Source organism: Curtobacterium sp. 458, assembly GCF_030406605.1.
Classification (GTDB): Bacteria; Actinomycetota; Actinomycetes; order Actinomycetales; family Microbacteriaceae; genus Curtobacterium.
On record NZ_CP129104.1, the window covers coordinates 526,145 to 552,121 of the forward strand.

The following is a 25,977-nucleotide window of genomic DNA, read 5'->3' on the forward strand; positions in this document are numbered from 1 at the left end:
GCCGCCCTTTCCGTGTGTCCGGTCTACTTGCCCTCAGCCTGAACGATGTTCCGCTCGCCCTTGTCAGTGACCCTCGTCGGCTTGCCGCCGGTGTAGAGGACATCGTTCGCGTTGCCGCTGAGCGTGACGGTCTTGGCCGTGCCGACCATGATGCGGCTGATGGCGCTCTCGACGATGAGCTCGTCGACGTCGCCGAGGTGCACGATCGAGTCGTTGCCCGACACGGTGACCCTCGCGCAGTCGCCATCGAGGGTGACCTCTGCGCCGGACTGGTCCACGACCGCGGTCCCGTCGGTGCACGTCACGCTCTTCTTGACGTCCGGCACCCGCACGTCGGACTGGGGCAGCACGGACGGCTTCGACGACGCGGACGTCGACCGCTTGGACGCGGGCTCGGTGCTGTCAGCTGCGGAGCAGCCGGCGAGCACGGCAACGAGCGCAGCGGCGACGATCGTGGGGGCGAGCATTCGCAGAGTACGCATGGCGGTGCCTTTCATTCGGGGTGGGGCGTGGGCCGGAGGTGAGTCGGGGGGGGAGGGCCCGGCGCGAGCCGGGCCCTCCGATGCAGCCAGAGCTGCGGGAGTGTTACTGGGCGTTGCGGTCGACGGTGAAGGTCGAGGACACCGTCGAGGTCTTGCCCGACTTCGTGGTCTGCTTCACTTCGAGGCCGGCGTACGTGCCGCCCCGAGCGAGGTCGAACAGGGCGGTGGCACGCCAGGTGCCGTCCTCGCCGACCGTGGCAGTCGCGACCGTGGTCCGCGACGAGCCGACCCGGATCTCCGCACCCGGCGTTGCCGTCCCGACGAACGTCGGACGCAGCGTCGTGACGTTCTCGTTCTGTGCCGGCGCCGACAGGGTCAGCTCCCGGAACGACTCGTTCGACACGGTGAAGGACGCACGGATCGTGCCCGTGACGGTCCCACGGACCGACTGATCGACGTAGAGGTTGTACGTGCCCGGCGCCAGCGGCGACGCCTCGTCGGTCTTCGCGATCCACTGACCGTTCACGACCGTGCCGCTCGCGACGACCCGCGACGAACCACGAACCGTGATCGTCGCACCCTCGTGCCCCGTGCCCCGGAACTCCGGAGTGAGGGTGTCGAGGACCGCGTCCGCACCCGGGCTGGTCAGGGTGTGCGGCGTCACGATCGAAGCGAGCTCACCGATCGTGAACGCGTGACGGACCGTCGACGTCAGCCCGCCCTTGCTGATCTGGTCGAAGTACAGGTCGTACTTCCCCTTGCCGAGTTCCATCGTGGACGTCGCCGACCACGAACCCGACACGACCATCGCCGACGCGACCTCACGGCTCGACCCACGCACCACGATCTTCGAACCGGTCTCACCGGTCCCCGCGAACTCGACCCGGCCCGGCGCGACGGTGCCGTCGCGCTCCGGCTTCGTCACGACCACCGCAGCAGCCGGCTGCCCGTAGTTCAACGTGAACGACTTCGACTCGGATTCCGGAGCGCCATCGATGATGACACTGAACGAGTTCACGCCCGAGATCGCCTTTGTCGGATTGATCTTGATCTCGTACGCGTCACCCTTCGCGACCGTGCGACCGATCTCGGTGCCGACCGAGTTGCGCAGCACCACCGTCGAACCGTTCGGCGCCGCACCGAACGCGGTTGCCGGCTTCGTCGCGTCAGCAGCATCGAAGCGGCCGTCAGCAGTCAGCTCGACCGTGCCCTCACCCGGGTTCACGACGATCGTCTCGGTCTGGGCGTTGCCGCCCTTCGACTGCAGCGTCACCGTCAGTTCGTGCTCGGATGCGCTCAGGGCCTCGGTCGTCGTGAGGTTCCACTGCGAGCTCTGGAACACGTTGGCGGTCCCGACGACCTTGCCGTCCTCCGCCACGGTGATCGTCGACGAAGGCTCACCCGTGCCTCGCAGCTTGAGCTTTCCGCCCGCATGCGCGAAGCCGTCCTCGGGGCGCGTGACAGCGAGCTGCGCGCCGTAGTCGATCGAGACCGCGGTCTTGCCGGTCTGTTCGCCGCCGTAGGACTGGACGACGTCGATCTCGTAGGCACCGGCCTTGTTCGGCGCCGGGAGCTCCATCGACCACGCGCCGGACATCGGCACCTCGTCAGACGCGACCAGCATGTTGCCGTTCTCGTCGAGTGCCTGCACGACCGCGCCCGGCTGCGCCGCTCCGGAGAGCACCACGAGATCGTCGCGCTCAGCGCCGAACTCGTGCTCGACCGTGAGGTCTGCGATCTTCAGCTCGACGTCGAAGTCGTGGAACCCGTACTGCTTCTTGTCGACGTACTGTTCGATGTGAACGGGGTTCTCCCCGAGCTGCAACCCCTCCAGCTCGTAGGACCACTCGCCATCCGCGTTCGCGCGGATCTCGTCGGCCCGGCCATCACCCCATGCGATAGCGACGAACGCGTTCGGGATCGCGGCGCCCGACACGACGGCCGAACGTCGGTCGAGGTCGGTCGAAACGACTCGTCCGCCGAACCCGAGGCCCTCGATGCCGACGAAATCGTTGGTGCTCGGCGCCGATGTGGACGGCGCGAAGTAGGACTGGTTGGTCATCGACCTGATGTTCGTCGTGAGGTACTTCGAGTACGCCGGGACCATGATGTTCCCGCGCTCATCCTGCATGAGCTCCGACTGGGGACCCCCACAGGGGTGCTCCTGGAACCATTCGCCAAGTGACGCGTGCTTTGCGTACCCCCAGCACTGGCCCGGGTTCTTCGTGTCCTCCAGCTGGAAGCGACCGTCACCGGTGGGGAGCACTCGGTACGACGTGGCGGCCTTCTGCGCGTCAGCGTAGGTCGGGAATTGGCGCACGTACGATGCGGAATGCGTGCGGAAGTTGTATTCATCGAGCTTCGCGATGATCTGCACCGTGCGCCCGTCCTTGGCCTCTTGGGGAGCGGAGCTCGGGTTCGCGCTGGCGGCAGCACCGAAGGAGAGGCCGGACGCGATGGTCGCGACGGCGAGCGCGGATGCGCCGAGGCCTTTCGCGATGCGTTTGGTCTTGTAGGACATGGTTGGTGATCCCTTTCGAGGGGTCGGGCCGCGAGGGCTCATCGGGGATGATCGGTCCATCCGCGATTCGCGGTCGTCGTGGTCGCGGGACACCCCGCTGCCATTTCAAAATATCAAACTCTGCGTAGGAATACAACACTCGCTATCGAAATGACTTGAGTCATTCGGACGCAACTTCCAGCCCTTCGAGTTGACGTGCCCCCTGTCAGGAGTAAGGTTGAGTCCATCGGACGCAAGTCCAACGACTTCCGCACCAAACGAAGGAGCACCAACACATGGGACGTGCAGTAGGCATCGACCTCGGAACCACCAACTCGGTCGTCAGCGTGCTCGAGGGTGGCGAGCCCACGGTCATCGCGAACGCTGAGGGCCTCCGCACCACGCCGTCGATCGTCGCCTTCACGAAGGACGGCGAGGTCCTGGTCGGCGAGACCGCCAAGCGCCAGGCGGTCACGAACGTGGACCGCACCATCGCCTCCGTCAAGCGCCACATCGGCACCGACTGGAAGGTCGACATCGACGGCAAGCAGTACACGCCGCAGGAGATCTCGGCTCGAACCCTCGGCAAGCTCAAGCGCGACGCCGAGCAGTACCTCGGCGAGGACGTGACCGACGCGGTCATCACCGTCCCGGCGTACTTCAACGACGCCGAGCGCCAGGCCACGAAGGACGCCGGTGAGATCGCCGGCCTCAACGTCCTCCGCATCATCAACGAGCCGACGGCCGCTGCGCTCGCGTACGGCCTCGACAAGGGCAAGGAAGACGAGCTCATCCTGGTCTTCGACCTCGGTGGCGGCACGTTCGACGTCTCCCTGCTCGAGGTGGGCAAGGACGACGACTTCTCCACGATCCAGGTCCGCGCGACCGCCGGCGACAACCGCCTCGGTGGCGACGACTGGGACCAGCGCATCGTCGACTTCCTCATCAAGAAGTTCAAGGACGAGCACGGCGTCGACCTCTCGACCGACAAGATCGCGAAGCAGCGCCTCAAGGAGGCCGCTGAGCAGGCGAAGAAGGAGCTCTCGTCGCAGATGTCGGCGAGCATCCAGCTCCCGTACCTCACGCTCACGGCCGAGGGTCCGCTCAACCTCGACGAGACCATCTCGCGTGCGCAGTTCGAGCAGATGACCTCCGACCTGCTCGACCGCACGAAGAAGCCGTTCAACGACGTCATCAAGGAGGCGGGTGTCTCGGTCAGCGACATCGCGCACGTGGTGCTCGTCGGTGGCTCGACCCGCATGCCCGCCGTGGCCGAGGTCGTCAAGTCGCTCACGGGCGGCAAGCAGCCGAACCAGGGCGTCAACCCGGACGAGGTCGTGGCCGTCGGTGCCGCGCTGCAGGCTGGTGTCCTGAAGGGCGAGCGCAAGGACGTCCTCCTCATCGACGTGACGCCGCTGTCGCTCGGCATCGAGACCAAGGGCGGCCTGATGACGAAGCTCATCGACCGCAACACCGCGATCCCGACCAAGCGGAGCGAGACCTTCACGACCGCCGACGACAACCAGCCGTCGGTCGCGATCCAGGTCTTCCAGGGCGAGCGCGAGTTCACCCGCGACAACAAGCCGCTCGGCACCTTCGAGCTGACCGGCATCGCGCCGGCGCCCCGTGGCGTCCCGCAGGTCGAGGTCACGTTCGACATCGACGCGAACGGCATCGTGCACGTGTCCGCGAAGGACAAGGGCACCGGCAAGGAGCAGTCGATGGTCATCTCCGGCGGTTCGTCGCTGCCGAAGGAGGACATCGAGCGCATGGTCCGCGAGGCCGAGGAGCACGCGGCCGAGGACAAGGCCCGTCGTGAGGCCAACGAGCGTCGCAACCAGGCCGAGCAGCTCGTCTACTCGATCGAGAAGCTCATCAAGGAGAACGAGGACAAGCTCCCCGCGGACGTCAAGTCCGAGGTCCAGGCCGACGTCGACGCCCTGAAGTCGGCGCTCGCGGGTGAGGACGACGACGCAGTGAAGGCCGCGTTCGACAAGCTCAACGAGTCGCAGGGCAAGCTCGGCCAGGCGATCTACAGCCAGCAGGACGCGGGTGCCGCGGCCGGTGGCGAGCAGCCCGCGGGTGACCAGGCGACGCAGGACGACGAGGACATCGTCGACGCCGAGGTCGTGGACGACGAGGACGACAAGGACAAGAAGTAACGATGCCGAACCCCGAGGACAACGCACCGAAGGACAACGTGCCCGAGGATGCAGAGCCCCAGGTCGAGGGCGACGCCACCAACGCGCAGGAGCCCGAGGACCTCATCGAGGCGGAGGGGCCGGACGTGGAGGTCCCCACGGACGGCCCCGCCGCCGGCGGGCCGCAGAGCGACCTCTCCCCGGAGGACCAGGCGCTGCTCGACGACGCCGCCCGAGGCATCGCCGAGGACAAGCTGAGCGCCGAGGACCGCGACCTGGTCGCCGAGATGCGGGCGGACATGCTCCGTGCGCAGGCCGAGCTGGTGAACTTCCGGAAGCGCGTCGAGCGTGACCGTGAGGCGAACCGCGAGGTCGCCATCGCCGAGGTCGTCCGGGCGCTCCTGCCGGCGCTCGACGACCTCACCCGAGCCGAGGCCCACGGCGACCTCGCCGAGGGGCCCATGCAGGTCATCGGTCAGAAGATCCGCGGCGGCTTCGAGAGGTTCAAGCTCGTGCAGATCGGTGAGAAGGGTGAGGCCTTCGACCCGAACATCCACGAGGCGATCGTGCAGCTCCCGACGCCGGGTGCGACCGCGCAGACCGTGGCGGACGTCGTCGAGCCGGGCTACAAACTCGGCGAGCGGGTCCTCCGTGCGGCCAAGGTCGCGGTCGCGGTCCCGGCCTGAGCGCGGGAAAAGGTAGGTACGGATGGCCAGTCAGGATTGGTTCGACAAGGACTTCTACAAGGTCCTCGGCGTCGACAAGACGGCGAGCGACGCTGAGCTGAAGAAGACCTACCGGAAGCTCGCGCGGCAGTACCACCCGGACTCCAACCCGGGTGACGCCGCCGCCGAGGCCCGCTTCAAGGAGATCAGCGAGGCCTACTCGGTGCTCTCCGACAAGGAGCAGCGCGCCGAGTACGACCAGGTCCGCGCCATGGGCTCGGGCGCCCGCTTCACGGCGGGCGGCCCGGGTGCCCAGGGCGGCTTCGAGGACGTCTTCGGCGGCATGTTCGGCGGCGGTGGAGGCGGTCAGCGCGTCCGCTTCGGGCAGCCGGGCAACGGTCGCGGCGGCGCCGGCGGCTTCGAGGACATCCTCGGCGGCATGTTCGGCGGCGGCGGCTTCGGTCAGTCGAACGGCGGCTACCGCGGCTTCGGTGGACCGTCGAAGGGTCAGGACGTCACGGCGTCCACGACGCTCGACTTCGCGACCGCGATCGCCGGCGACACCGTCAAGCTCTCGCAGGGCAACGGTCGTCCGGTGAACGTCCGGATCCCGGCCGGGGTCGCGGACGGGCAGAAGATCCGTCTCCGCGGGCGCGGGCAGCCGTCCCCCGACGGCGGTGAGGCCGGCGACCTCGTGGTCACGGTCTCGGTCCGGAAGCACCCGGTCTTCGAGCGCGACGGGCTCAACCTCCGCGTGGACGTCCCCGTGACGTTCGTCGAGGCGGCGCTCGGCGCGACGATCCAGGTCCCGACGCTCGGCGGCGAGCCCGTCAAGCTGCGGGTCGCCCCCGGCACCCCGTCGGGTCGCGTCCTGCGCGTCAAGGGTCGCGGCGTCGCCAGCAACAAGGGCACGGGCGACCTGCTCGCCACCGTGCAGGTCGCGGTGCCCTCCCACCTGTCGGACAAGCAGCGCGAGGCCGTCGAGGCCCTGGCAGCTGCGCTGCCCGACGAGGACCCCCGCGAGGACCTCCTCGCCAAGGCGCGCGGCTAGCGCGCTGCACGAAACCCGGCCTGGAGGCTCGGCGCGGCTCCGTCAGGAAGCCGCACCGAGCCTCCAGGCTGGTCCGCACCACGACAACGACGAGAGGGGCGGTCGATGACCGACATGGACGAGAACTCGCCCGTCTTCGCCATCGCGATGGCGGCCGAGCTCGCGGAGATGCACCCGCAGACGCTCCGGCAGTACGACCGGCTCGGCCTCGTCGTGCCCGGCCGCACCCGCGGCGGGTCGCGGCGGTACTCGATGCGCGACATCGCCCAGCTGCGGGAGATCGCGCGGCTCGGGTCCGAGGGCGTCTCGCTCGAGGGCATCCGTCGGGTGCTCGAACTCGAGAACGAGAACCGGGCGCTGCGCTCGCGGGTGTCGGAACTCGAGACGGCCCTCGCCGATCAGCTCATCAACCGGCCGGGCGCGCGTGTGTTCGCGGCCTCGGCGACCGGCGGTGCGGTGCCGTTGCGCGCCGGGATGCGCCCGCAGCGGAACACGCAGATCGTCCTCTGGCGTCCGCCGCACTAGGGCGCACTGGGTAGGGTGGCGCCGTGCCACCGGACCTCGCCGACCTCTTCCGCCGTCGCGACGACGACGCGCCGGACCTGATCACGATCGACGGCACCGACCGCTTCATCCTCGACGAGGCGCCGCACGTACACGGCGATGCGCTCCGGCAGCCGGGTGAGGTCGCGGTCGTCGACGACCGGAACGGTGTGCTCACGCTCGGGGTCATCTCGGTGCACGGCGCGTCGGACGTCCGGGTCGTGCAGGACTCCCTCGTCGGGGTCCGCGCGCTCGAGGCCAACGCCGGCGTCTTCGGGCGGCGGGGCTTCCACCATCCGGACTCCCTCGAACGGGCGTTCACCGACGCACGGCTCGTGCTGCTGCGCCTCTCGAAGTCGAACGACCGGCTCGACGAGATCGCCCGCGCGGTCGCCCGGTACGCCGCACCCGACGTGGTGCTGCTCTGCGGCGGGGTGTCGAAGCACATGAACCTCGGGCAGAACGACGTCCTCCGTCGGTACTTCGGCGAGGTGACGGCCTCGCGCGGGCGCGGGAAGTCGCGGCTCCTCGTCGCGCAGGACCCCCTTCGTGCCTCGGCCGTCCGCGCGGACACGTCGAACCCGTGGCCGCGGTCGGTCCACAACGACGAACTCGGGTTGACGCTCGTCGCGCACGGCGGGGTGTTCGCGGGACCGTCGCTCGATCAAGGCACGCGCGTGCTCCTCGACGTGGTGCGCGACGCCGTCCCGACCGCTCGGACCGCTGTCGACCTCGGCTGCGGGAACGGCGTCATCGCGGTGTCGCTCGCGCGGCAGCGGCCCGGCATCAAGGTCATCGCGACGGACGTGACGCAGACCGCGGTGGCGTCGACGAAGGCGACCGCGGCGGCGAACGATGTGGAGGACCGCGTGCAGGTCGTGCGGACGGACGCGGGCGACGAGCTCCAGGACGGCTGCGCCCAGCTCGTGCTGTGCAACCCGCCGTTCCACGCGGACACCACGGTGACCACCGACGCCGCCGAGGCGATGTTCCGGAACGCGGCCACGATCCTCCAGTCCGGCGGGGAACTGTGGTGCGTCTGGAACTCGCACCTGCGTTACCGGCCGGTGTTGGAGCGTGTCGTCGGCGCGACGCGCCAGGTGGTCCGGACCGACAAGTTCACCGTGACGGCGTCGCGGGTCTCGTGACGCGGCTCAGCGTGCCTCCTCGATCGCCCCGCCGATCTGCCTCCACAGCGCACGTGCCCACGGCTCGGTGAGGTGTCCGTGGTCCCGGTACAGCAGGGTGTTCCCGGACACGACGCCGCACCGGGTGGCCGAGCAGAACCAGTCGGTGAGGTCGGCGTAACCGTGACCGGCGTCCTCGGTCACGCGCCGTTCCGAGGCGATCCAACCAGGGTCCACACCGACGTGCCGGTCGACGCCACAGGCGCCGGCGTCGTCGAGGTTCGCCGAGAGGCACCGCGGGACCGACTCCGCGAACTCCGGGGTGTCGGCGAGGACACTCGCCCGTGACCGCTCGGGCAGCGCGGCCAGCGTCCGACGCAGCCCCTCGCGCCACAGGTCGATCCGGGCGGCCCGGTCTGCCTCGTCGGGCGCACCCACGAGCGGCAGGTGCGCGGAACCGGCGACGAGCACGACGTCCGGTGCGTCGGCCGTGAGCCGCTGCAGCACTGCGGCTCGCCACACGTCGCACTCCCGGTAGGGGCGGCCCGACGTCCTGACCTCGACGTCGACCATCGTGCACGCGTTCTTCGTGTACCCGAGGACCCGGACCCCGCCGCGTCGTTCCGCCCAGCCCTCGAGTGCCGGCATCCAGTGCGCGGCGTGGGAGTCCCCCACGAGCGCGACCGTCAGGGCACCCTCGGGGTCTCCGAGCACGCACGAATTCACCGTCGTGTCCGAGGTCGACTCCACGTGGCAGCCCTCGCGTCGGTAGTCCGACGAAGCCTCGGTCGCCCGGTCGAGCTGTGGTTCGAGTCCGCTCGGGACGAACGGCGTGAAGGTCGGCGGTGCAGTGGGCGTCACATCAGCGGCGGAGCGGCCCGACGTCGACGTCCGAGGGTCGGTGGCCGTACCCGCCCCGAGGACGACGGCGACGGCGAGGGCACTCGCGGAGACCCCGAGCAGCACGGTCCGGACGCCCGGCGCACGGACACCACGGAACGGCTGCTCGACGTACCGCGTCGTCAGGTGCGCGAGGACGACGGCGGTGGCCAGCGCGACGAAGCGCGCCCAGAGCGGAAGGGGCGTCGCGAGTCCGATCGCGGCCTGGGGCAGGACGAGCAGCGGCCAGTGCCAGAGGTACAGCGCGTACGAGATGCCCCCGAGGTACTGCAACGGACGGACCCCGAGCAGGACGACGGGGCCGAACGGGTGGCCAGCGGCTCCACTCCACACGAGCGCCACCGCAGAGAGGACCGGCAAGAGGACGGCCGTCCCCGGGTACGCGGTGGTCTCGTCGAACGTGGTCGCCGCGAGGAGGATGCCCGCGAGACCCGCCCAGCCGATGCACGCGGCCGTGTGACCCCGCACGACCGCCCGCCGAGCCACCGCGACCGCGACGAGTCCACCGGCCGCGAGTTCCCAGGCACGGGACGGCAGGGAGAAGAAGGCCCACGGTTGGGACCGGTCCGTCAGCAGCACGGCGAGGGTCAGTGACAGTCCGATGAGCGCCACGATCGTGCCGACGAGCAGGGCCGTCCGCTGGCTGTCCGACGAACGGCGTCCGAGTCGCCAGACGAGCAGGAGCAGCAGTGGCCAGAGCAGGTAGAACTGCTCCTCGACCCCGAGGGACCAGTAGTGCTGGAACGGCGACGGAGCGGTCCCGGTGAGGTAGTCGGTGCCTTCCGATGCGAAGTACAGGTTCGGAACCGACAGGAACGAAGCCACCGCGGCGTCGACGAGTTCGCCACGTGCCAGGGGCGGGACGAGCCCGAGTCCGGCCACCGCCGTCACGAGGGCGACGACGAGGGCCGACGGCAGGATGCGACGGACACGACGAGCCCAGAACGCAGCGAGGTCGACACGGCCCCGCTGCTCGAGCTCGCGGACGACGTGACCGGTGATGAGGAAGCCGGAGATCACGAAGAAGACGTCGACCCCGACGAACCCGCCGCCGAACGTGAGCCCGGCATGATCGAGGAGGACGAGCGCGACCGCGATGCCGCGAAGGCCGTGCACATCCGTTCGGAACGCGGGGGGAGGGCTGGTCATCTCGTCTCCGTTCAGGGCGGGTGACCAAATACTATCATGTGATATATTTACGTTGACGACCACTCCCTCCAGACAGGAACGCGACATGGACACGGCGAACCTCGTGAAGGTCTTCCGCAAGGGATGGCTCCTGATCACGATCGGCCTCTTGCTCGGCGGGGGCGCCGGGTTCACCGCCGCCGAGGCCGCGACACCCGAGTACACGGCAGCGGTCAAGCTCTTCGTCGCGGTCCGCACTCCGGACGCAGCATCAGCGACCGACGTGTCGCAGGGCAACGCCGCAGCACAGCAGAAGGTCCGCTCCTACGCGGACGTGATCCTGACCGAGAGCATCCTGCAGCCGGTGATCGACGAACTCGGGCTCGACACGACCCCGACGGCCCTCGCGCGGCGTGTGCAGCCGACGATCAACACGAACACCGTCGTGATGACGATCGCCGTCACCGACGGATCTGCCCGCCGCTCGGCCCGCATCGCGGACGCCATCGGCACGAGCTTCATCCGCGTCATCGAAGGACTCGAGAAGCCGAGTCCCGACGCGACGAGCCTCGTCCGGGCCTCGACCATCCAGGGCGCCGTCGTCCCGTCCGCGCCCTCCTCGCCGAACACGCCGTTGCACCTCGCCGTCGGTCTCGCGCTCGGCGCCCTGTTCGGGTTCGGCGCAGCACTCCTCCGGAGCGTCGTCGACACCAGGGTGCACGGGCCGCGCGACGTCGCCACCAGCACCGACTCGCCGATCCTCGCCACGCTCGGCTTCGACCACGACGCGAAGCGCCGCCCGCTGATCGTCTCCGCGGACCCGCGCAACCCGCTCGCCGAGGCGTACCGGGCGCTCCGGACCAACCTCCAGTTCGTCGACCTCGGGTCAGGCAACGGCAGCTTCGTCGTGACCTCCGCGATGCCCAGTGAAGGGAAGACCACGTCGACCGCGAACCTCGCCATCGCGCTCGCCGAGACCGGCGCACGCGTGGTGCTCATCGACGCCGACCTTCGCCGACCGCGGGTCGCCGAGGTGATGGGGCTCGAGAACGCCGCGGGCCTCACCGATCTCCTCATCGGTCGAGCCGAGGTCCACGACGTCGTCCAGCCGTGGGGGCGCACCAAGCTCGACGTGCTCCCCGCCGGACTCGTCCCGCCGAACCCGAGCGAGCTCCTGGGATCGGCCGCGATGCAGGCGTTGCTGGAGCTCCTGACGGAGCAGTACGACCACGTGCTCCTCGATGCGCCGCCACTCCTGCCGGTGACCGACGCCGCGGTGCTCGCGTCGATGACCTCCGGTGCCGTCGTGGTCACCTCGGCCCGGAGCAGCCGCACGCCGCAGCTCCGTGCCGCGCTCGACCGCCTCGACCGGGTGGGGGCCTCCGTCCTCGGCATCGTCGTCAGCATGGTGGCCTTCCGCGGGCGCAAGGGGTACGGCGGCGCGTACGGATCGGCGTACGGGGCGTACTACGGCGGCGCCGCGACGGTCGACCTGGCAGTCGCTGCACCGAAGCGTGGACGTCGACTGCGCGACAGTGAGACGGGGGCGTTCCCGGTCGCGCCGGCGGCACCCATCCGGTCGCACGCGGACGACTCAGCGAAGTGAGGACCGGCCTGCCCTGCACGGAGCACGTGCTCGGCGGGGCAGACCGGTCCAGGCGGCGGGCCGGACAGATCAAGCCAGCAGTTCGAGTCCGACCGGGCGGGTCTGGCCGGCCCGGGCCGGTCTGCCCTGCCGGTCCGGCCGGGCCGGGCGGGTCTGGACGGGTCCGGCCGGTCTTGCCGGGCCGGTTGGGCCGGGCCGGTTGGGCGGGTCTGGCCGGCCGGTCTGGCCGGGCGGTGTGGCCGTCAGCTCGCCGTCGCTCAGGCCAGCACGGCGAAGGTCGAATTCTGCTCCAGACCCGTCGCGGCGGTCCACGCCGCGCGCTGATCGATGCGCTCGGACCGCTGCCAGTGCAGGCGTGTGGTCGGGGCGATTCGGATCGTGTTCTCGTCGCTCGTCAGACCGACGGGCACGCGGACCTTCGCGTAGAGGTAGGCGTCCGAGGCGCCGGCGAACTCATTGCCCCGCATGGCGATCCGAGCCTCCACGGCGTCCGAGTAGAACAGCACGTGCGACCCCTTCCCCGACCGGTCGAGTCGGACACGCGCGCTCCAGCTCGACCCGGCCCGCGACGCTCTGGTGCCGCGGACGGCACAGGTCGACACGGTGCCCGGATCAGGAGCGCCGGAGGACCAGTACTCGAAGGTCTGCATGTTCCGGTCCGAGACGTTGCCGTTGAACTCGACGTTCGACCATGATGGCCCCGACACCACCGCGGGCCCCTGGATCGTCATCGCGGTGTCCCAGCAGTCGACGATCGTGTTGGCGGCGATCAGGACGTCCGTGGCGCCGCTCCACACCTGCACGCCGTTGCCCATCCGGGAGACACCGTCCGCGGCGAATCCGCCCCCGGCTTCGCCGACGATGCAGCCTGCGAGCGTGAACCCCTGCGTCGGGACAGCGGAGCTCGCCGTCTGCACCGCATTGCGCCCTGTACCGAGGAGGGCGAGGTCGCGCACAGTCGTTCCGGAGCGCCCCTCGAGGATCGGTTCCGCCACGGCCAGCCACACACGCCGGCCGTCGGTGCTCGGGTTCTCTGTGCACCGCACCGTGACGACGGGCCCGATCGACGTGAACTGCCAGTCTTCGGTGAGCGCGCTGGTCGAGGCCTTCCGGTCACCGTGCATCGTGCCGTCGACCTTGAGGAACCCGATCTCCGTCGTCCAGGTGCTCACGTGGCCGTGATGCGTCCGTCCGATGTTCGCTGCACTGAGGTCGACCTGCCAGAGACCGTCACCGACGGCGTCCCAGCACCGCTCCCCCTGGACGTACTTGTAGGTCGTGATCACCGGCGCTTCGGACTCGTCGCCCCAGGACTCGAACCGGAGTCCGCGCGTCGATCCGGGTCGGATGATGCCGTGGAACCGTCTACCGCGCCGGAAGCGCACGGTGCTCCCGGCCGCGGCCGCTCCGGATGCGATGGCCTGGTTCACCCTCGCAGTCGTCGCCCAGGGGCGCGTCCGACTGCCGTCGGCGGTGTCGTCGCCCGCGGCGGAGTCGACGAAGTACTCCGCGGTGGCCGCACGCGCCGGACTCGTCCAGACCGTCAGCGCTGCCGCGGCCAGTCCCGCGGCGCCACCGGACAGCACTGTCCGTCGGCGCAGCCGCGCGGCGCGCGGCGGTTCGTTGTGGTCGTGCATGTCGTTCCTCTCCGCGCCGCACTCCGCGGCGCCGCGAGGACCCTACGGGCGCGGGCATTCGAGGACCGAAGCGTTCACATGTCACATGGTCGGACGGCCCCGAACGCGCCGCACGACGCGGCCGCAGGCGCGGAGGTCACTCGCGCGGAGGCCGTAGAACGAGCGCGGCGGGATGCCGTGTCGCTGCCAGACCTGCAGGACGTTGAGCGAACTCGAGACGAACGAACCGACCAGGGTGCCGATCGCCGCCCCGACGGCACCGAGCCCGGGGACGAGCAGCACGACGAGGGTCGTGTTGACCGCCGCTGCGACGACGAGCGACCAACTCCGCCGCCCGGGCGCGCCCCGGGCACTCAGCGTGACGCCGGCGAGGGCGCCCTGACCGCCGACCGCCGTGGCCAGCAGCAGGACAAGGCACGCGGGCAGCGCGGCTGCGAACTCGGACCCGAACACGACGGGCACCCACCACCAGGCAGTCGCGGCGAGCACGGCACTCACGACGAGGGACAGTGCTGACGAGATCCGCGAGGCCGCGAGCATGCGTCGGTCGTCGGCCTCTGCTGCGTCCGCTGCGAACGAGACGTCCCGGACGGCGTTGCTGATGACGAGCGGGAGGTCCGCGACGTTGACGGCGACGACGTAGAGGCCGAGCTCGGCCGGCCCGGACAGCGGCGTGATGAGCGCCTGGTCGAGCCGCGTGAGGAGCACGCCGGCCACCGACCCGAACCACACCCGGATCCCGAAGGACAGGACGTCGCGGGAGCGGGCGTCCACGGAACCGACAGGCCGCCCGACCGGGTCCGTGCGGAGCAGCCCGAGGTACGCGGCGGCACCGACCACGGGGGCGAGCGCGAGGACGACCACCGCGCTCACCACGTCGAGCGTGCCGGCCATGGCCAGGGAGGCGAGCGCGGTCAGACGCGCGCCGGCCGTGACCGCGCGCTCGACGGTGACGAGCCGCCATCGGTGGCGTCCGCTCGCGACCGCCTGGAGCAGCGTGGTCAGGAGGGTCGGGACGACCGCGACCGCGGCGACGCGCACCAGGGTCACCAGGGTGTCGTCCCCACCGCCGAAGAAGGGCGACGTGAGCACCACTGCGACCGTGACGACGGCCCCCGCGAGGACGAGGACGCCCGCCGCCCGCCAGACGAACGGCCCCGCGAGCCACGGTTGCCGCGCGATCGAGCGGGTGACGGAGGCCGGGACCCCGAAGGTCGCGAGGGCCACCGCGAGGAAGAGCGGGGCCGTGGCCGACGCGACCGCTCCTCGCCCGTCCACACCGAGCGCGAGTGCGAGGATCGGTGCCGTCGCGATCGACGCGAGCGGCGGGAACGCGTTCCCGACGAGGGCCGCGAGGATGTTCCCCACACGGTTCTGGTGCCCGGCGGTCACAGCCCGGCCCTGACGGTGCAGCGCGGGTCGGCCCGGTCCGGCAGGTCCGCGGTCGGGAACTCGCCCCGACCTCCACCCGTGTCGCCGGCCCCGCTCCCCGGGACGATCGCCAGCAGCAGGAAGAGCAGCAGCCCGATGGGGGTGTTGGTGCTGAGCGAGTTGAAGCCCATGAGCGTCAGCAACGTGAGCGCCGCCGCGAGGCGCGTTCCCGGCGTCCGCACCGCCCCCGCTCGCCGGGCGAACACGAGTCCGACGATCGCCGCGAAGAAGAGCACAGCCGCCACCAGCCCGAAGTCGACTGAGAACATCAGGAACGGGTTCTCGAAGGTGTTCCCGATCAGGGCGTTGCGGGTGACCTGCTCGCTCGCACCGAAGCCGCGGCCGATGACCGCGGTCTCCCGCCATTGCTCGACGGCGAGACCGATCGTCTTGAAGCGGGCCGACGACGAGCCACCGTCGTCCTCGAGGCGGTCGTTGACGATCGCTCCAGCGGCGCTCCCCAGGAAGGTCGTCAGGCCGATCGTCGCCGCGCCGAGCGCAGCGACCTTGACGACCGCGGCGATGCGCGACCGGAGGATGAGCACCACCACCGCGAGCACCGCCGCGAAGAGGGCGGATCGCGAACCGGTCAGCGCCACCCCCACGACGAGCAGGACGGGTACCGCGGTCCGTGCCCAGACCGTGCCGAGCGCGGCCGCCATCGGGACAGCGGCTGAGATCCACAGTGCAGCGACGAGCGGGTGGTCGAAGGTACCGAGCATCCGCGCGGAGTCCGTCGCCCACCACCGGAGTCCCTCCAGCGTGCTCAGCCACGGCTGCGGCACGAGGCCCGACCAGATCCCGAGGATCAGGAGCGTCTCGCCGACGGCGACGAGGACGATCATCCGGGCGACGGCGCTCGGGAGTCCGGGCTGGTCGGTCGACCGGGCTCGGACGACCAGGAACACCATCGTCGGAGCGATGAGCTGCAGCACGATCGTGCCGAGATCGCCGGCACGCCCGGTGAACCACGACGTGGCGATCGCGATGGCGATGAACACGAGCAGGACGGCAGTGACGACCGCGTGGCGACAGAGGACACGCCCGACTTGGAGTGGGTCACGGACGAAGGTCACCACGAGGAGCGCGATGCCGATCGTGGTCGCCGGGTGCCAGCTCGTCCCGAGGAGGCTCCGGACGACCTCGAACGGCAGGAGGGCGGCGGAGAGGACCACAGCCGCGATGCCCCACTGTGGCCGACGGACGGTCGCGAGGGCGACCACGAGGGACAGAGCGATCTGGACGAGGAACAGCACGAGGAGCCTCCTGAACGGGTCGCTCCATTAGAACATGACATGTGTTATTTCAACAAGGGGTCCACGCACCTCGGACGACGAGATCGCTGTCCGTCGGCGACCAGAGCGACGCGCGGACGCGGTCGTTCCGGCCCGCTCGGACGTTCTGGTCGAGGAGCGCGGGCGAGCGCCGCAGCCCCCGGACCGGCCAGAAGACGACTCCCTCGAGGGCGGTGACCGGAAGCACGGGGACCGCCGCCCGGAGCGACCGGTGGTGGAGCCAGGTGTCCGACGACCCTGGGGCGACCGACCTGAACCCGTCGCCGGCATCGCGCAGTGCGTCCAGGAACGCCGGCGGGTACAGCACCCCCTTCACCCCGACCGCGTAGTTGCGCGGCGTCACCTCGGCAGACGTGGCCCGCTCCCAGCGGTCGTACGGGAGGACGCGATCGTCCTCGACGGTGATGCGGTTGACCCGATGCGCGAACACAGCATCCGGCCGACGAACGTGCTCCGCGACGAGGGTCTCGAGCCACCTCCGCGGGTAGAGCACGTCGTCGTCCGCGGTCACCATCGGGACGCGGTGCTGCGCGAGCGAGCAGACGTAGGGGAAGTACTTCTTGTGCGGGCCGAGGTCCTCGCACGGTCGGAGTTCGACCCCGCGTGCCACGAGGCGACGCAGCCCTCGTGGAGGCTCGGCGAGCAGGGCTTCGTCATCGATCCACACGATCAGCCGTGACGGCCGCACGGTGCCGGCTCCGATGGACGCCAGCGTCAGGTGGACCGCGCGGGCACGCGCTCCGTGCGTCGTCAACGAGACGACGGGTCCGCCGGGCATCGTCAGCCGATGACGCCCGAGCCGGGCGCGAACAGCTGCCGATGCCATGTGCACGTACGACGCGAAGAGGCGGAGCGGGTCACGAGGAAGGGGGCGCATGGGCAGGAGCGTAGACAGGTCGTGCGCCACACTCCAGCAATCAAGATGTCATATGTACGAAGACGCATCGCCGACGACTAGGCTCGGACCGTGCGATGGAGTCGAGTGGGCTGGCCCGCGGTCGGGTACGTCTCCCTCGAGGACGTCGAGGGCTACCCCGAGCACCTCGCCCGTCTGCTGACCGACGCGCCGCCCACCGTGGCGGCCCTCGCCTCGGTCACCTGGAACGAAGCGCGCATCGAACGCTGGGAGACCGAGACCCCCGCTGACGACGGCAGCGCGGCCGTGAGCGCAGCCGTGGTCGTCCGGAACGACGAGGTCCTGGACACCCCGGACGGCCTCTGGAAGCGCTGGAACCACGCCCGCGTCACGCTGCGCTTCGACCGCGCTGTGCTCGAACCGCGCGACACTGAGACCCTCGACCTCCTGGCCGGGGACGTCCACGTCACGCGCGGGGAGCTCGCGCACGTCGACGCCGACGTCTGGGAGCTCCGACTCCTGCTCTCCCCCACCGGTGAGCTCGCCGTGCACTTCCGTGACGTCGCGATCGAGGTCCGGTCCGTGCACGAGGACGACTGGGCCAAGCTTGAGCAGCGCCGGCAGCACGGTTGGCACGGCCCGGTGCCGGACGGCTGGGTCGAGTGGGCGACGCCGGCGGTGCGAGCGGCGGCACACGGCGACGTCGGCGGACTGTCGCTCGCGCTCGACGGCATCGGTGGCGAAACGGTCGGCATCGACGAGGTCGACCCCCGCTGGGGCTTCGCTCCGCTGCACGCTGCAGCCTGGTTCGACCGGCGCGGTACGACGGAGGCGCTGCTGGAACGGGGCGCGGACGTGACGGTGCTCGACGCCGAGGGGCGCAGTGCCCTGGACCTCGCCCGCGAGCGCGGCTCGCGGAAGGCGGAGGAGGTCCTGCTCGCCTGGTTCGACGACCAGACCGCGGGGCTGCACTTCACCGCGGAGGACCCCACCTCCGACGAATCGGCGGACTGAACCAGCCGGGAGGCGCGACCTGCGCCTCCACGCAGGTCGCGCCTCCCGGCTGGTGTCGTCTCAGACGGTGAGCGCGTTCGCCTGCGCGACCCGCCCGTACCAGCGCGCCGAGTCCTTCGGCGTCCGCTCGAACGTCTCCGGGTCCCACGCGACGAGCCCGAAGGTCGGGCGGTAGCCCGACGCCCACTCGTAGTTGTCGAGCAGGGACCAGTGCTGGTAGCCGAGGACCTCGATGCCGTCCTCGATGCAGCGGTGGATGCCCTCGAGGGCGCCCTGCGTGTACGCGACCCGGCGGGAGTCGTCCGCGGTGGCGATGCCGTTCTCGGTGATCATGAGCGGCACGTGACCGGAGAGCTCCCATGCCGAGCGGAGGCCGTCGGCGGAGGCCTCGGGGTAGAACTCCCAACCGGTCAGCGTCGTCTCGACGTCGTCGGCTACCGGGAGCGGGCCGGACGGCCCGATGAAGGTGCGGGTGTACGCCTGCACGCCGAGGAAGTCGTCGCCGGCGGCCTGCTCGAGGTACCAGTCGTCGCGCGGGTACCCGTACTCGCGGAGCATCTCGTCCGAACCGGGTTCGCCGTTCGACCGGAAGGCCTGCGTCGCGATGGTCCAGCCGGACTGCAGCCCGGACACCTGTGACAGGACCTCGCGGGATCGCTGGTGCGACGCGAGCAGGGCGTCGGCGACGCCGAGGTCCGGGTTCGGGAGGCCGTACGCGACGAGGTTCGACGCGTCCTCTCCCCCGGCGAGCATCGCGGCGATGTTCGGCTCGTTGATCGTGCAGACGTAGCGCACGCCGTCCTGGACCACGGGCAGCGCGGCCTCGGTGTAGCGGGCGAACAGGTCGGCCGCGTCGGGTGCGCGCCAGAAGCCGTCGCGCTCGAACCAGCGCGGGACGGTGAAGTGCATGAGCGTGACGATGGGTTCGATGCCGAACTCGTGGCAGGTCTCGACCATGCGGCGGTAGTGGTCGATCTCCGCACGGGAGACGAAGCCGCGCTCCGGCTCGATGCGCGCCCACTCGATGCTGAACCGGTAGGAGCTCAGGCCGAGGTCGGCGGCGATCCGGATGTCGTCGCGGTAGCGGTGGTAGCTGTCCGCGGCGTCGCCGGAGGGCTCGACGATGGTGGTGTCGGGTTCGTGCTCGTGGACCCACCAGTTGCTGTTGACGTTGTTGCCCTCGATCTGGTGGGCGGCGGTGGCGGCACCCCAGAGGAAGCCGTCGGGGAACTGCAGCGTGGTGATGATGGTGCCTTTCAGTGCGTGCTCGGGTCAGTGCGTGCTCAGGAAGCGGTCGAAGACGGCGAGCGTCGCCGCCGGGTTCTCGACCTGCGGGCCGTGGTAGCTCTCGGGGATGACCTCGTAGGCGGCGCCGGTGTCCTCCGCCATCTGCCGCTGCCACGGGATCGGCCAGGCACCGTCCCACTCGCCGTGGGTCACGAGCACCGGGAGGCCGGTCGCGCGGAGCTCGGCGGAGGCGTCGGTGTGGTCCTCGAGGATGTGGCCACCGGCGACGACGCTCGCGGGGTCGTGTGCGTCGAACCGGTCGCGGACGAAGCGCGGGTCGTCGGGGAGCTCCTCGTCGGGGCGGTAGGCCCAGAGCGGGTTCGTCGAGTCGAACAGCTGGCGGAGGTTCCCGCCGGTGTCGTGCAGGATCGTGAGCTCGGTGACCTTGCGGTAGGGCCAGCCGTACGGTCCGGAGCAGAACTGGACGACGTCACGGAACGAGTCCGGCGAAGCGATGGCGGCCTCGCGGACGATCACACCGCCGAGCGAGTGTCCGATGAGGTGCACGGGAGCGCCGTCGTCGAGCAGCCGAGCGACCCGGACGACGTCGGCGGCTTCCTCCTGCAGCGTGTACCCGGACGGCGACGCCGCCCGCGCCGAGTCGGCCTGCCCACGTCGGGTGATCGCGACCGCGGTCCAGCCGGCGTCACCCAGGAGCGGCATGAACGTCCGCCAGTCCTCCTTCGACCCCGTGTACCCGGGGACGATCAACACGACACCCTTCGATCGCCCGGTCGGCACGACGCGGTAGGCGGTGAGCCGCCCGACGGGGAGGTCGATGCCGACGACGTCGACGCCGTCCGGGGTGGGGAGGTGCCCGAACGCGGGGACGGTCGGGAAGTCGTGGAGCGTGGTCATGCCAGCAGTGCCCTTCGAGGGTTCGGCACCGCGTCGAGCAGCGCCACCGTGTACGGGTCCTGCGGGTCCTGCAGCACCGCGGCCGTGCGGCCCCGTTCGACCACGGCACCGTCGTGCAGCACCATGATGTCGTCCGTGATGAGCCGCGCGCTCAGCAGGTCGTGCGTGATGTAGAGGAGCGAGACGCCCCACTGCTCGCGCAGGTCCTCGAGGAGCGCGAGCACCCCGGCACGGAGCGTGACGTCGAGCATCGAGACGGGCTCGTCGGCGATGATGACCTGCGGGTCGGACGCCAGTGCCCGGGCGATGACGACACGCTGGCGCTGCCCGCCGGAGAGCTGGTGCGGGAGCTTCTGCGCGAACTGCTCGACGGGCGTCAGTCCCACGGTCTCGAGCAGCTCGAGCATCCGTCGCCTCGCGTCACGGCCGCGGAGTCCGGTGTAGTTCGCGATCGGCCGGGACAGGATGTACTCCACCGTGTGCAGCGGGTTGAGCGCCGCGTACGGGTCCTGGAACACCATCTGCACCTCGGAGCGGAGGTCCTTCAGCCCGCGTCGCCCGAGCTTCGCGACGTCCGTGTCGCCGAACCGGACGGTGCCCGTGGTCGGCTTCTCGACGCCGGTCAGCATCTTCGCGATCGTGGACTTGCCGGAGCCGGACTGGCCGACGAGGGCGAGCGACTGCCCGGGCTCGAGCGTGAACGAGACGTCGCGAACGGCCTGGACGGGCTGCTCGCCACGGCGGGGCGCCGGGTACGTCTTGACGAGGTGGTCGACGACGATCGGGTTGCGCGCGGCGCTGCGCTCGCGGGAGCCGACCGTGCTGAACGACGACGTCGTCTCCTGGCGGGTGGCCGAGGGATCGCGCTGCGACCGGTCCGGGAACCCCGGGAGCGAGACGACCTCGGCACGCGGGTCGGCGTAGTGCGACAGCAGCATCTTCGTGTACTCGTCCTGCGGGTCGCGCAGGATCTCCGTCGAACCGCCGTCCTCGACGATGCGGCCCTCGTGCATGACGAGCACACGCTCGGTGGCCTCGAGGACGATGCCGAGGTCGTGGCTGATGAGGATCGCTGTGAACCCCTCGGACCGCTGCAGCTCGATGATCGTGTCCATCACGGCGTGCTGGACGAGGACGTCGAGCGCCGTGGTCGGCTCGTCGAACACCATGAGCCGCGGTTCGAGCGACAGCGCGAGGGCGATCGACACGCGCTGCCGCATGCCGCCGGAGAGCTCCCCGGGGTAGCGGGCGAGCATCGTGGCGGGGAGCTTCACCTTGTCGATGAGCTCCCGCATCCGGGCGTCCCACCGCTCGCGCGGCACGTGCCCGTGCGCCTTGAACACGTCGATGAAGTGGTTGCGGATCGTCCGCACCGGGTTGAGCGCGTTCATGCCCGACTGCAGCACCATCGCGAACCCGCCCTGCCGCTGCTGGCGGAGCGCTTCGTCGTCGAGGTCGCGGATGTCCGACCCGGCGAAGAAGATGTTGCCGCCGTTGGTGCGCGCTGGAGGCTTTTGCAGCCGCGTCAGCGCGTACCCGAGGGTCGACTTGCCGGAGCCGGACTCCCCCACGAGGCCGACGAACTCGCCCTTCCGCAGGGAGAACGACACGTGGTCGACGGCCTGGACGGCCTCCTGGCCGGTGGACTCGTAGACGACCGACAGATCGCGGACGTCCAGCAGGACGTCACCAGCGTCGGGACCTTCGGACTGGAGGCGCGTGGCGGCGCCGCCACGGGCCTCCCGGCCGTCTGCTGCGTGCGTGGGTGCGCCGCTCATGCGGTGGCCTCCTTGCGCTTGCGGCGCGCGCCTTCGCGCAGCCGCGGGTTGGACACGGCGTCGACGCCGAAGTTGATCAGGGTCAGGCTCATCGCCAGGAGGGCGATGCAGAGACCGGGGGCGAACAGCAGGATCCACTGACCGGTGAGCAGCGCGTTCGAGTTCTGCGCCCAGTAGAGGATCGTGCCCCAGCTGACGATCGACGAGTCACCGAGCCCGAGGAACTCGAGGCCCGCCTCGGCGAGGATCGCGCTCGTCGCCGCACCGAAGAACGAGCCGACGATGAGGCTCGTCATGTTCGGGAGGATCTCGCGGAACACGATGCGGGTGGCGCCGTCGCCGGAGAACTGCGCGGCCGTCACGAAGTCACGGCTGCGGAGCGACTGCGTCTGGCTCCGGAGGACCCGAGCGCCCCAGGCCCAGCCGGTGACCACGATCACGGCGATGATCACCGCGATGCCGCCGTTCTGCAGGTACGCGGCGATGACGATCATGAGCGGCAGGCCGGGGATGACGAGGAAGAGGTTCACGATGAACCCGATGACCTCGGCGACCCAGCCGCGGATGTAACCCCAGCTCAGTCCGATGGCGACGGCCACGAGCGTGGAGAGGAAGCCCGCGACCGCACCGACGAGCACGGAGACCCGGGCGCCGTAGATGAGCTGGGAGAGGACGTCCTCGCCGGCGGCGGTGGTGCCCATCCAGTGTGCCCAGGTGGCGTCGGCGCTGCGGGCGAAGCCGTTCTGGCTCGCGCCGTAGGGGGCGAGGAGCGGGGCGGCGATGGCCACGACGACGAACACGGCGAGGATGATGATGCCGATGCGGGCCTTGGTGTTGCTCCACACGACGCCGAACTGGCGGGCGGCGGCGAGCCACTTGGACGGGGCTGCTGGTTCGTGCTGCGTGCGTACTGCGACCGTGGTGTCCGGTGCTTTGGTCTGGGTCATCGGCGCGTCCTCGGGTCCAGGACGCCGTAGAGGACGTCCACGATGAAGTTGGCGATGAGCACCGACACGGTGATCATCAGGAAGAGGGCCTGCATGAGCGGGTAGTCCTGCCCGATCACGGCGTTGAACAGCAGGTAGCCGATGCCCGGGTACCCGAACACCTGCTCCACGAGCACGGACCCGCCGACGACACCGCCGAGCGCGAGGCCGAAGCCGGTGAGGTTCGGCAGGATCGCGTTCCGGGCTGCGTACCGGACGGCGACCGTTCGGCCGCGGAGCCCGTTGGCCTCGGCGAAGGTGACGTAGTCGTCGCCGAGCGTGTTGATCATCGCGTTGCGCATGCCGATGATCCAGCCGCCGAGGCTCGTCACGAGGATCGTGATCGCCGGGAGCATCGCGTGCTGCAGGGCGTCCCCGATGAACTGTCCGCTGAAGCCCGGCGTGGTCGTGGCCGAGTAGGCCCCGGTCGTCGGGAACCAGTGCAGGACGTAGCCGAGGAAGAACAGCAGCAGGAGCGCGGTCCAGAAGTACGGGAACGTCGACATGAAGCTGCCGGACAGGGTCGGCAGGGAGTCGAGCCAGGTGCCGCGCTTCCACGCCGCCCCGACGCCGATGAGGGTGCCGAGCACGAACGCGATGATCGTGACGAGCCCGACGAGCACCAGCGTGTACGGCAGCGCCTGCGCCACGAGGTCGCCGACGGGCTGGGGGTAGAACGTGTAGCTCGTGCCGAAGTCGAGGGTGACGACCTGGTGCAGGTAGCTGACGTACTGGTCCCAGAGGTTGCCGCTCGGGACGCCGAGCTGCGCCTCGATCGCCTTCTTCGTGGCGTCGGTGACGGGGCCGTTCTGGCTGAGCTTCGCGAGTGCGGCGTCGGTCGGGCTGCCCGGCATGAGCCGAGGGAGCACGAAGTTCAGCGTGACCGCGGCCCAGAGGGTCAGGACGAACAGGACGAGTTTCTGGAGGAGGTACTTCACTTCGCTTCCTCCTGTTCCTCGAGGATCTGGCGGCCTGCGGCACTGTCGCGGAGCCGCAGTTTCGAGAAGATCAGCAGCGGTGCGGAGTCGTAGTTCTGCGGTGCCATGTACGGGTCCTCCGCGCTCGGCCACCCGACGAACTTGTTCGTGTTGAACAGACCCCAGAGGCCGCCGTAGTACATGCCGATGACCGGGACGTCGTCGTAGACGATGTTCTGCAGCTGGTGCAGGATGGCCCGCTGCCGGGACTCGTCCGTCGTCGCCTTGTACTCGTCGAGGAGCGCCTGGGTGTCGGCGTTCCGGTACCGCTCGAAGTTGTTCACCGTCGACTTGCCGACGGGCTGGTAGAAGTCGCTCGACAGCAGCGAGTTGAAGGCCTGGTAGACGTCACCGTTGCCCATCCCGCCCATGGCCATGTCGAACTTTCCGTTGTTGAGGTTGGCCTGGTAGCCGGCGGGCTGCGGCGCCTGGAGGGACACCTTGATGCCGATCGCGGTGAGGTCGCGCTGCACCTGCTGGGCCGCGCGGAGCCAGTCGGAGTAGCCGTTCGCGGTCATGATCGTGATGGTCAGCTGCTTGCCGTCCTTCACGAGCTTGCCGCCCTGCTGCGTCCAGCCGGACTTCGCGAACTCCTGCAGCGACCGCTTCGTGTCCTGCGTGATCATCCCCTTGTCCGGGATGGACGGGTCGAGGTACTGCTCCTGGTTCGGCAGGATCAGGCCCGTCTGACCGGCGGCCGTCAGGTTGCCCTCGGTCGCGGTCTCGGCGATGTCCTGCCGGTCGAGCGCGTACGAGATGCCCTTGCGGACGTTGACGTCGTTGTACGGCGCCTTCGTGAGGTTCGGCACGAGGCCGATGACACCGCCGGCCGGGAACCACCACGTGTTGGTCTTCGACGCAGCACCCCACGTGCCCTTGACGTCCGAGATGAACGAGTACGCCCAGTCGTAGCCACGCGTGACGGTGTCGAGCTGGGTGTTCGTGGCTGGGAGGATGAGGTGCTTGATGGCGATCTTGTCGGCCTGCCAGTACCGGGGGTTCTTGTCCATCGAGTACTGCTGGTCGGTGTAGTTGCCGAGCACGAACGGCCCGGTGCCGACGGGGTTCGGGTCGCGCCACGTGGTCGGGTCCTTGACCTTCCCCCAGTGCTGCTCGCCGAGGATGTACGTCGCGCCGATGATGTTGAGGCTCGGCACGTCGTCGCTCTTGAGGTGGAAGACGACGTGGTCGCCGTCCTGCTCGATGCGGTCGATGTGCTGCCAGGCGCCCTTGATGTCCATCGCGGGGAACTTCTTGAGCAGGTCGAACGTGAAGACGACGTCCTTCGCGCTGAAGGGATCGCCGTTCGACCACTCGACGCCCTGCCGGATGGTCATGTCGATCGTGCGCGCGTCCGGCTGGGTCCAGCTGCTCGCGAGCCAGGGCGTGCCCTTGCCGTCGAGCGGGTTGACCTCGATCAGCGGCTCGTACATCCACTTGCTCGCGGTGCGGGCGTTCGAGATGTACGGGTTGAAGTTGCGGTCGAACAGCGGGTTGCCGTGGTCGGCGTTGATGAGCATCGTGTCCTTGCCGATGCTCGGGTCCGGCTGGGAGCGGACCTGGATGCTGCAGCCGCTCGCCGCGAGGGCCACGACGGCGATGCCGGCCAGGGCGGCGAGGAGACGGCCGCGCCGGCGGGGACGGGCGGGGCCGGTGGCACGGGTGCCGCGGGCTGCGCGCGGAGCGGCCGTCTGTGGGCCTGCTGGTTCGCGCAT

Annotated in this window: 20 protein-coding genes; 7 read left to right on the top strand and 13 right to left on the bottom strand. The window is 70.0% G+C overall.

All coding sequences use genetic code 11. The features are described 5' to 3' along the window. Window positions 1-23: 23 nt before the first annotated feature. Window positions 24-482, bottom strand: a complete 459-nt coding sequence (locus tag QPJ90_RS02520) for a DUF3060 domain-containing protein (RefSeq protein ID WP_290132904.1) — start codon at window positions 480-482, stop codon at window positions 24-26. A 103-nt stretch (window positions 483-585) separates the two neighbouring features. After that, entirely contained in the window at window positions 586-3,003 is a 2,418-nt protein-coding gene (locus QPJ90_RS02525) for an Ig-like domain-containing protein (RefSeq protein ID WP_290132905.1), read from the bottom strand. Between the two features lie 275 nt (window positions 3,004-3,278). Between QPJ90_RS02525 and dnaK the strand changes: the two genes are divergently transcribed. The 5 genes from dnaK (at window position 3,279) to QPJ90_RS02550 (ending at window position 8,530) form a co-directional block, all read left to right on the top strand. After that, window positions 3,279-5,144, top strand: coding sequence for a molecular chaperone DnaK (dnaK, locus tag QPJ90_RS02530; protein ID WP_290132906.1), 1,866 nt, complete (start codon window positions 3,279-3,281; stop codon window positions 5,142-5,144). Window positions 5,145-5,146: 2 nt separating this feature from the next. Next, window positions 5,147-5,809 carry a nucleotide exchange factor GrpE gene (locus tag QPJ90_RS02535; RefSeq protein WP_290132907.1) on the top strand — a complete coding sequence of 221 codons (663 nt, stop codon included), beginning with the start codon at window positions 5,147-5,149 and terminating at the stop codon, window positions 5,807-5,809. A 22-nt stretch (window positions 5,810-5,831) separates the two neighbouring features. After that, the gene (locus tag QPJ90_RS02540; RefSeq protein ID WP_290132908.1) at window positions 5,832-6,839 is read left to right on the top strand and encodes a DnaJ C-terminal domain-containing protein; all 1,008 of its coding nucleotides are present in this window, start codon (window positions 5,832-5,834) and stop codon (window positions 6,837-6,839) included. Window positions 6,840-6,953: 114 nt separating this feature from the next. Continuing rightward, window positions 6,954-7,364, top strand: coding sequence for a helix-turn-helix transcriptional regulator (locus tag QPJ90_RS02545; protein WP_290134151.1), 411 nt, complete (start codon window positions 6,954-6,956; stop codon window positions 7,362-7,364). Between the two features lie 23 nt (window positions 7,365-7,387). Further along, the gene (locus QPJ90_RS02550) at window positions 7,388-8,530 is read left to right on the top strand and encodes a class I SAM-dependent methyltransferase (protein ID WP_290132909.1); all 1,143 of its coding nucleotides are present in this window, start codon (window positions 7,388-7,390) and stop codon (window positions 8,528-8,530) included. Window positions 8,531-8,536: 6 nt separating this feature from the next. On the opposite strand, the gene QPJ90_RS02555 is transcribed toward QPJ90_RS02550, so the two are convergent. Further along, window positions 8,537-10,558 carry an acyltransferase family protein gene (locus tag QPJ90_RS02555; protein WP_290132910.1) on the bottom strand — a complete coding sequence of 674 codons (2,022 nt, stop codon included), beginning with the start codon at window positions 10,556-10,558 and terminating at the stop codon, window positions 8,537-8,539. Window positions 10,559-10,643: 85 nt separating this feature from the next. Here QPJ90_RS02555 and QPJ90_RS02560 point away from each other — a divergent pair, with 85 nt between their 5' ends. Next, entirely contained in the window at window positions 10,644-12,143 is a 1,500-nt protein-coding gene (locus QPJ90_RS02560; protein WP_290132911.1) for a polysaccharide biosynthesis tyrosine autokinase, read from the top strand. Window positions 12,144-12,400: 257 nt separating this feature from the next. Here QPJ90_RS02560 and QPJ90_RS02565 read toward each other — a convergent pair whose 3' ends face one another. From QPJ90_RS02565 to QPJ90_RS02580, 4 genes are all read right to left on the bottom strand, one after another. Further along, the gene (locus QPJ90_RS02565) at window positions 12,401-13,780 is read right to left on the bottom strand and encodes a hypothetical protein (RefSeq protein ID WP_290132912.1); all 1,380 of its coding nucleotides are present in this window, start codon (window positions 13,778-13,780) and stop codon (window positions 12,401-12,403) included. An 81-nt stretch (window positions 13,781-13,861) separates the two neighbouring features. Next, a complete protein-coding gene (locus QPJ90_RS02570) occupies window positions 13,862-15,172 on the bottom strand; it encodes an oligosaccharide flippase family protein (protein WP_290132913.1) in 1,311 nt (436 codons plus the stop codon). Next, a complete protein-coding gene (locus tag QPJ90_RS02575; protein WP_290132914.1) occupies window positions 15,169-16,467 on the bottom strand; it encodes an O-antigen ligase family protein in 1,299 nt (432 codons plus the stop codon). The genes QPJ90_RS02570 and QPJ90_RS02575 overlap by 4 nt, the downstream gene beginning before the upstream one ends. A gap of 49 nt (window positions 16,468-16,516) precedes the next feature. Beyond that, complete coding sequence (locus tag QPJ90_RS02580) at window positions 16,517-17,383, bottom strand: hypothetical protein (protein ID WP_290132915.1); 867 nt, start codon at window positions 17,381-17,383, stop codon at window positions 16,517-16,519. 90 nt (window positions 17,384-17,473) lie between these two features. Here QPJ90_RS02580 and QPJ90_RS02585 point away from each other — a divergent pair, with 90 nt between their 5' ends. Then, the gene (locus tag QPJ90_RS02585) at window positions 17,474-18,376 is read left to right on the top strand and encodes a hypothetical protein (protein WP_290132916.1); all 903 of its coding nucleotides are present in this window, start codon (window positions 17,474-17,476) and stop codon (window positions 18,374-18,376) included. 60 nt (window positions 18,377-18,436) lie between these two features. On the opposite strand, the gene QPJ90_RS02590 is transcribed toward QPJ90_RS02585, so the two are convergent. The 6 genes from QPJ90_RS02590 to QPJ90_RS02615 are packed head-to-tail and all read right to left on the bottom strand — an operon-like array spanning window position 18,437 to window position 25,977. Continuing rightward, window positions 18,437-19,612, bottom strand: a complete 1,176-nt coding sequence (locus QPJ90_RS02590) for a family 1 glycosylhydrolase (RefSeq protein ID WP_290134153.1) — start codon at window positions 19,610-19,612, stop codon at window positions 18,437-18,439. Window positions 19,613-19,648: 36 nt separating this feature from the next. After that, window positions 19,649-20,521, bottom strand: a complete 873-nt coding sequence (locus QPJ90_RS02595) for an alpha/beta hydrolase (protein ID WP_290132917.1) — start codon at window positions 20,519-20,521, stop codon at window positions 19,649-19,651. Then, complete coding sequence (locus QPJ90_RS02600) at window positions 20,518-22,299, bottom strand: ABC transporter ATP-binding protein (RefSeq protein ID WP_290132918.1); 1,782 nt, start codon at window positions 22,297-22,299, stop codon at window positions 20,518-20,520. The genes QPJ90_RS02595 and QPJ90_RS02600 overlap by 4 nt, the downstream gene beginning before the upstream one ends. Next, window positions 22,296-23,246: an ABC transporter permease gene (locus QPJ90_RS02605; RefSeq protein WP_290132919.1), complete on the bottom strand. Its 951-nt coding sequence runs from the start codon at window positions 23,244-23,246 to the stop codon at window positions 22,296-22,298. The genes QPJ90_RS02600 and QPJ90_RS02605 overlap by 4 nt, the downstream gene beginning before the upstream one ends. After that, window positions 23,243-24,223, bottom strand: coding sequence for an ABC transporter permease (locus tag QPJ90_RS02610; protein WP_290132920.1), 981 nt, complete (start codon window positions 24,221-24,223; stop codon window positions 23,243-23,245). Before QPJ90_RS02610 ends, QPJ90_RS02605 begins: the two co-directional genes overlap by 4 nt. Further along, window positions 24,220-25,977, bottom strand: a complete 1,758-nt coding sequence (locus QPJ90_RS02615; RefSeq protein WP_290132921.1) for an ABC transporter substrate-binding protein — start codon at window positions 25,975-25,977, stop codon at window positions 24,220-24,222. Before QPJ90_RS02615 ends, QPJ90_RS02610 begins: the two co-directional genes overlap by 4 nt.

Coding starts and splice junctions, on each gene's coding strand:
- QPJ90_RS02555 (WP_290132910.1), bottom strand. CDS start 10,558: ATGACCAGCCCTCCCCCCGCGTTCCGAACGGATGTGCACGGCCTTCGC.
- QPJ90_RS02520 (WP_290132904.1), bottom strand. CDS start 482: ATGCGTACTCTGCGAATGCTCGCCCCCACGATCGTCGCCGCTGCGCTC.
- QPJ90_RS02560 (WP_290132911.1), top strand. CDS start 10,644: ATGGACACGGCGAACCTCGTGAAGGTCTTCCGCAAGGGATGGCTCCTG.
- QPJ90_RS02545 (WP_290134151.1), top strand. CDS start 6,954: ATGGACGAGAACTCGCCCGTCTTCGCCATCGCGATGGCGGCCGAGCTC.
- dnaK (WP_290132906.1), top strand. CDS start 3,279: ATGGGACGTGCAGTAGGCATCGACCTCGGAACCACCAACTCGGTCGTC.
- QPJ90_RS02540 (WP_290132908.1), top strand. CDS start 5,832: ATGGCCAGTCAGGATTGGTTCGACAAGGACTTCTACAAGGTCCTCGGC.
- QPJ90_RS02565 (WP_290132912.1), bottom strand. CDS start 13,780: ATGCACGACCACAACGAACCGCCGCGCGCCGCGCGGCTGCGCCGACGG.
- QPJ90_RS02595 (WP_290132917.1), bottom strand. CDS start 20,521: ATGACCACGCTCCACGACTTCCCGACCGTCCCCGCGTTCGGGCACCTC.
- QPJ90_RS02615 (WP_290132921.1), bottom strand. CDS start 25,977: ATGCGCGAACCAGCAGGCCCACAGACGGCCGCTCCGCGCGCAGCCCGC.
- QPJ90_RS02600 (WP_290132918.1), bottom strand. CDS start 22,299: ATGAGCGGCGCACCCACGCACGCAGCAGACGGCCGGGAGGCCCGTGGC.
- QPJ90_RS02605 (WP_290132919.1), bottom strand. CDS start 23,246: ATGACCCAGACCAAAGCACCGGACACCACGGTCGCAGTACGCACGCAG.
- QPJ90_RS02535 (WP_290132907.1), top strand. CDS start 5,147: ATGCCGAACCCCGAGGACAACGCACCGAAGGACAACGTGCCCGAGGAT.
- QPJ90_RS02525 (WP_290132905.1), bottom strand. CDS start 3,003: ATGTCCTACAAGACCAAACGCATCGCGAAAGGCCTCGGCGCATCCGCG.
- QPJ90_RS02580 (WP_290132915.1), bottom strand. CDS start 17,383: ATGCGCCCCCTTCCTCGTGACCCGCTCCGCCTCTTCGCGTCGTACGTG.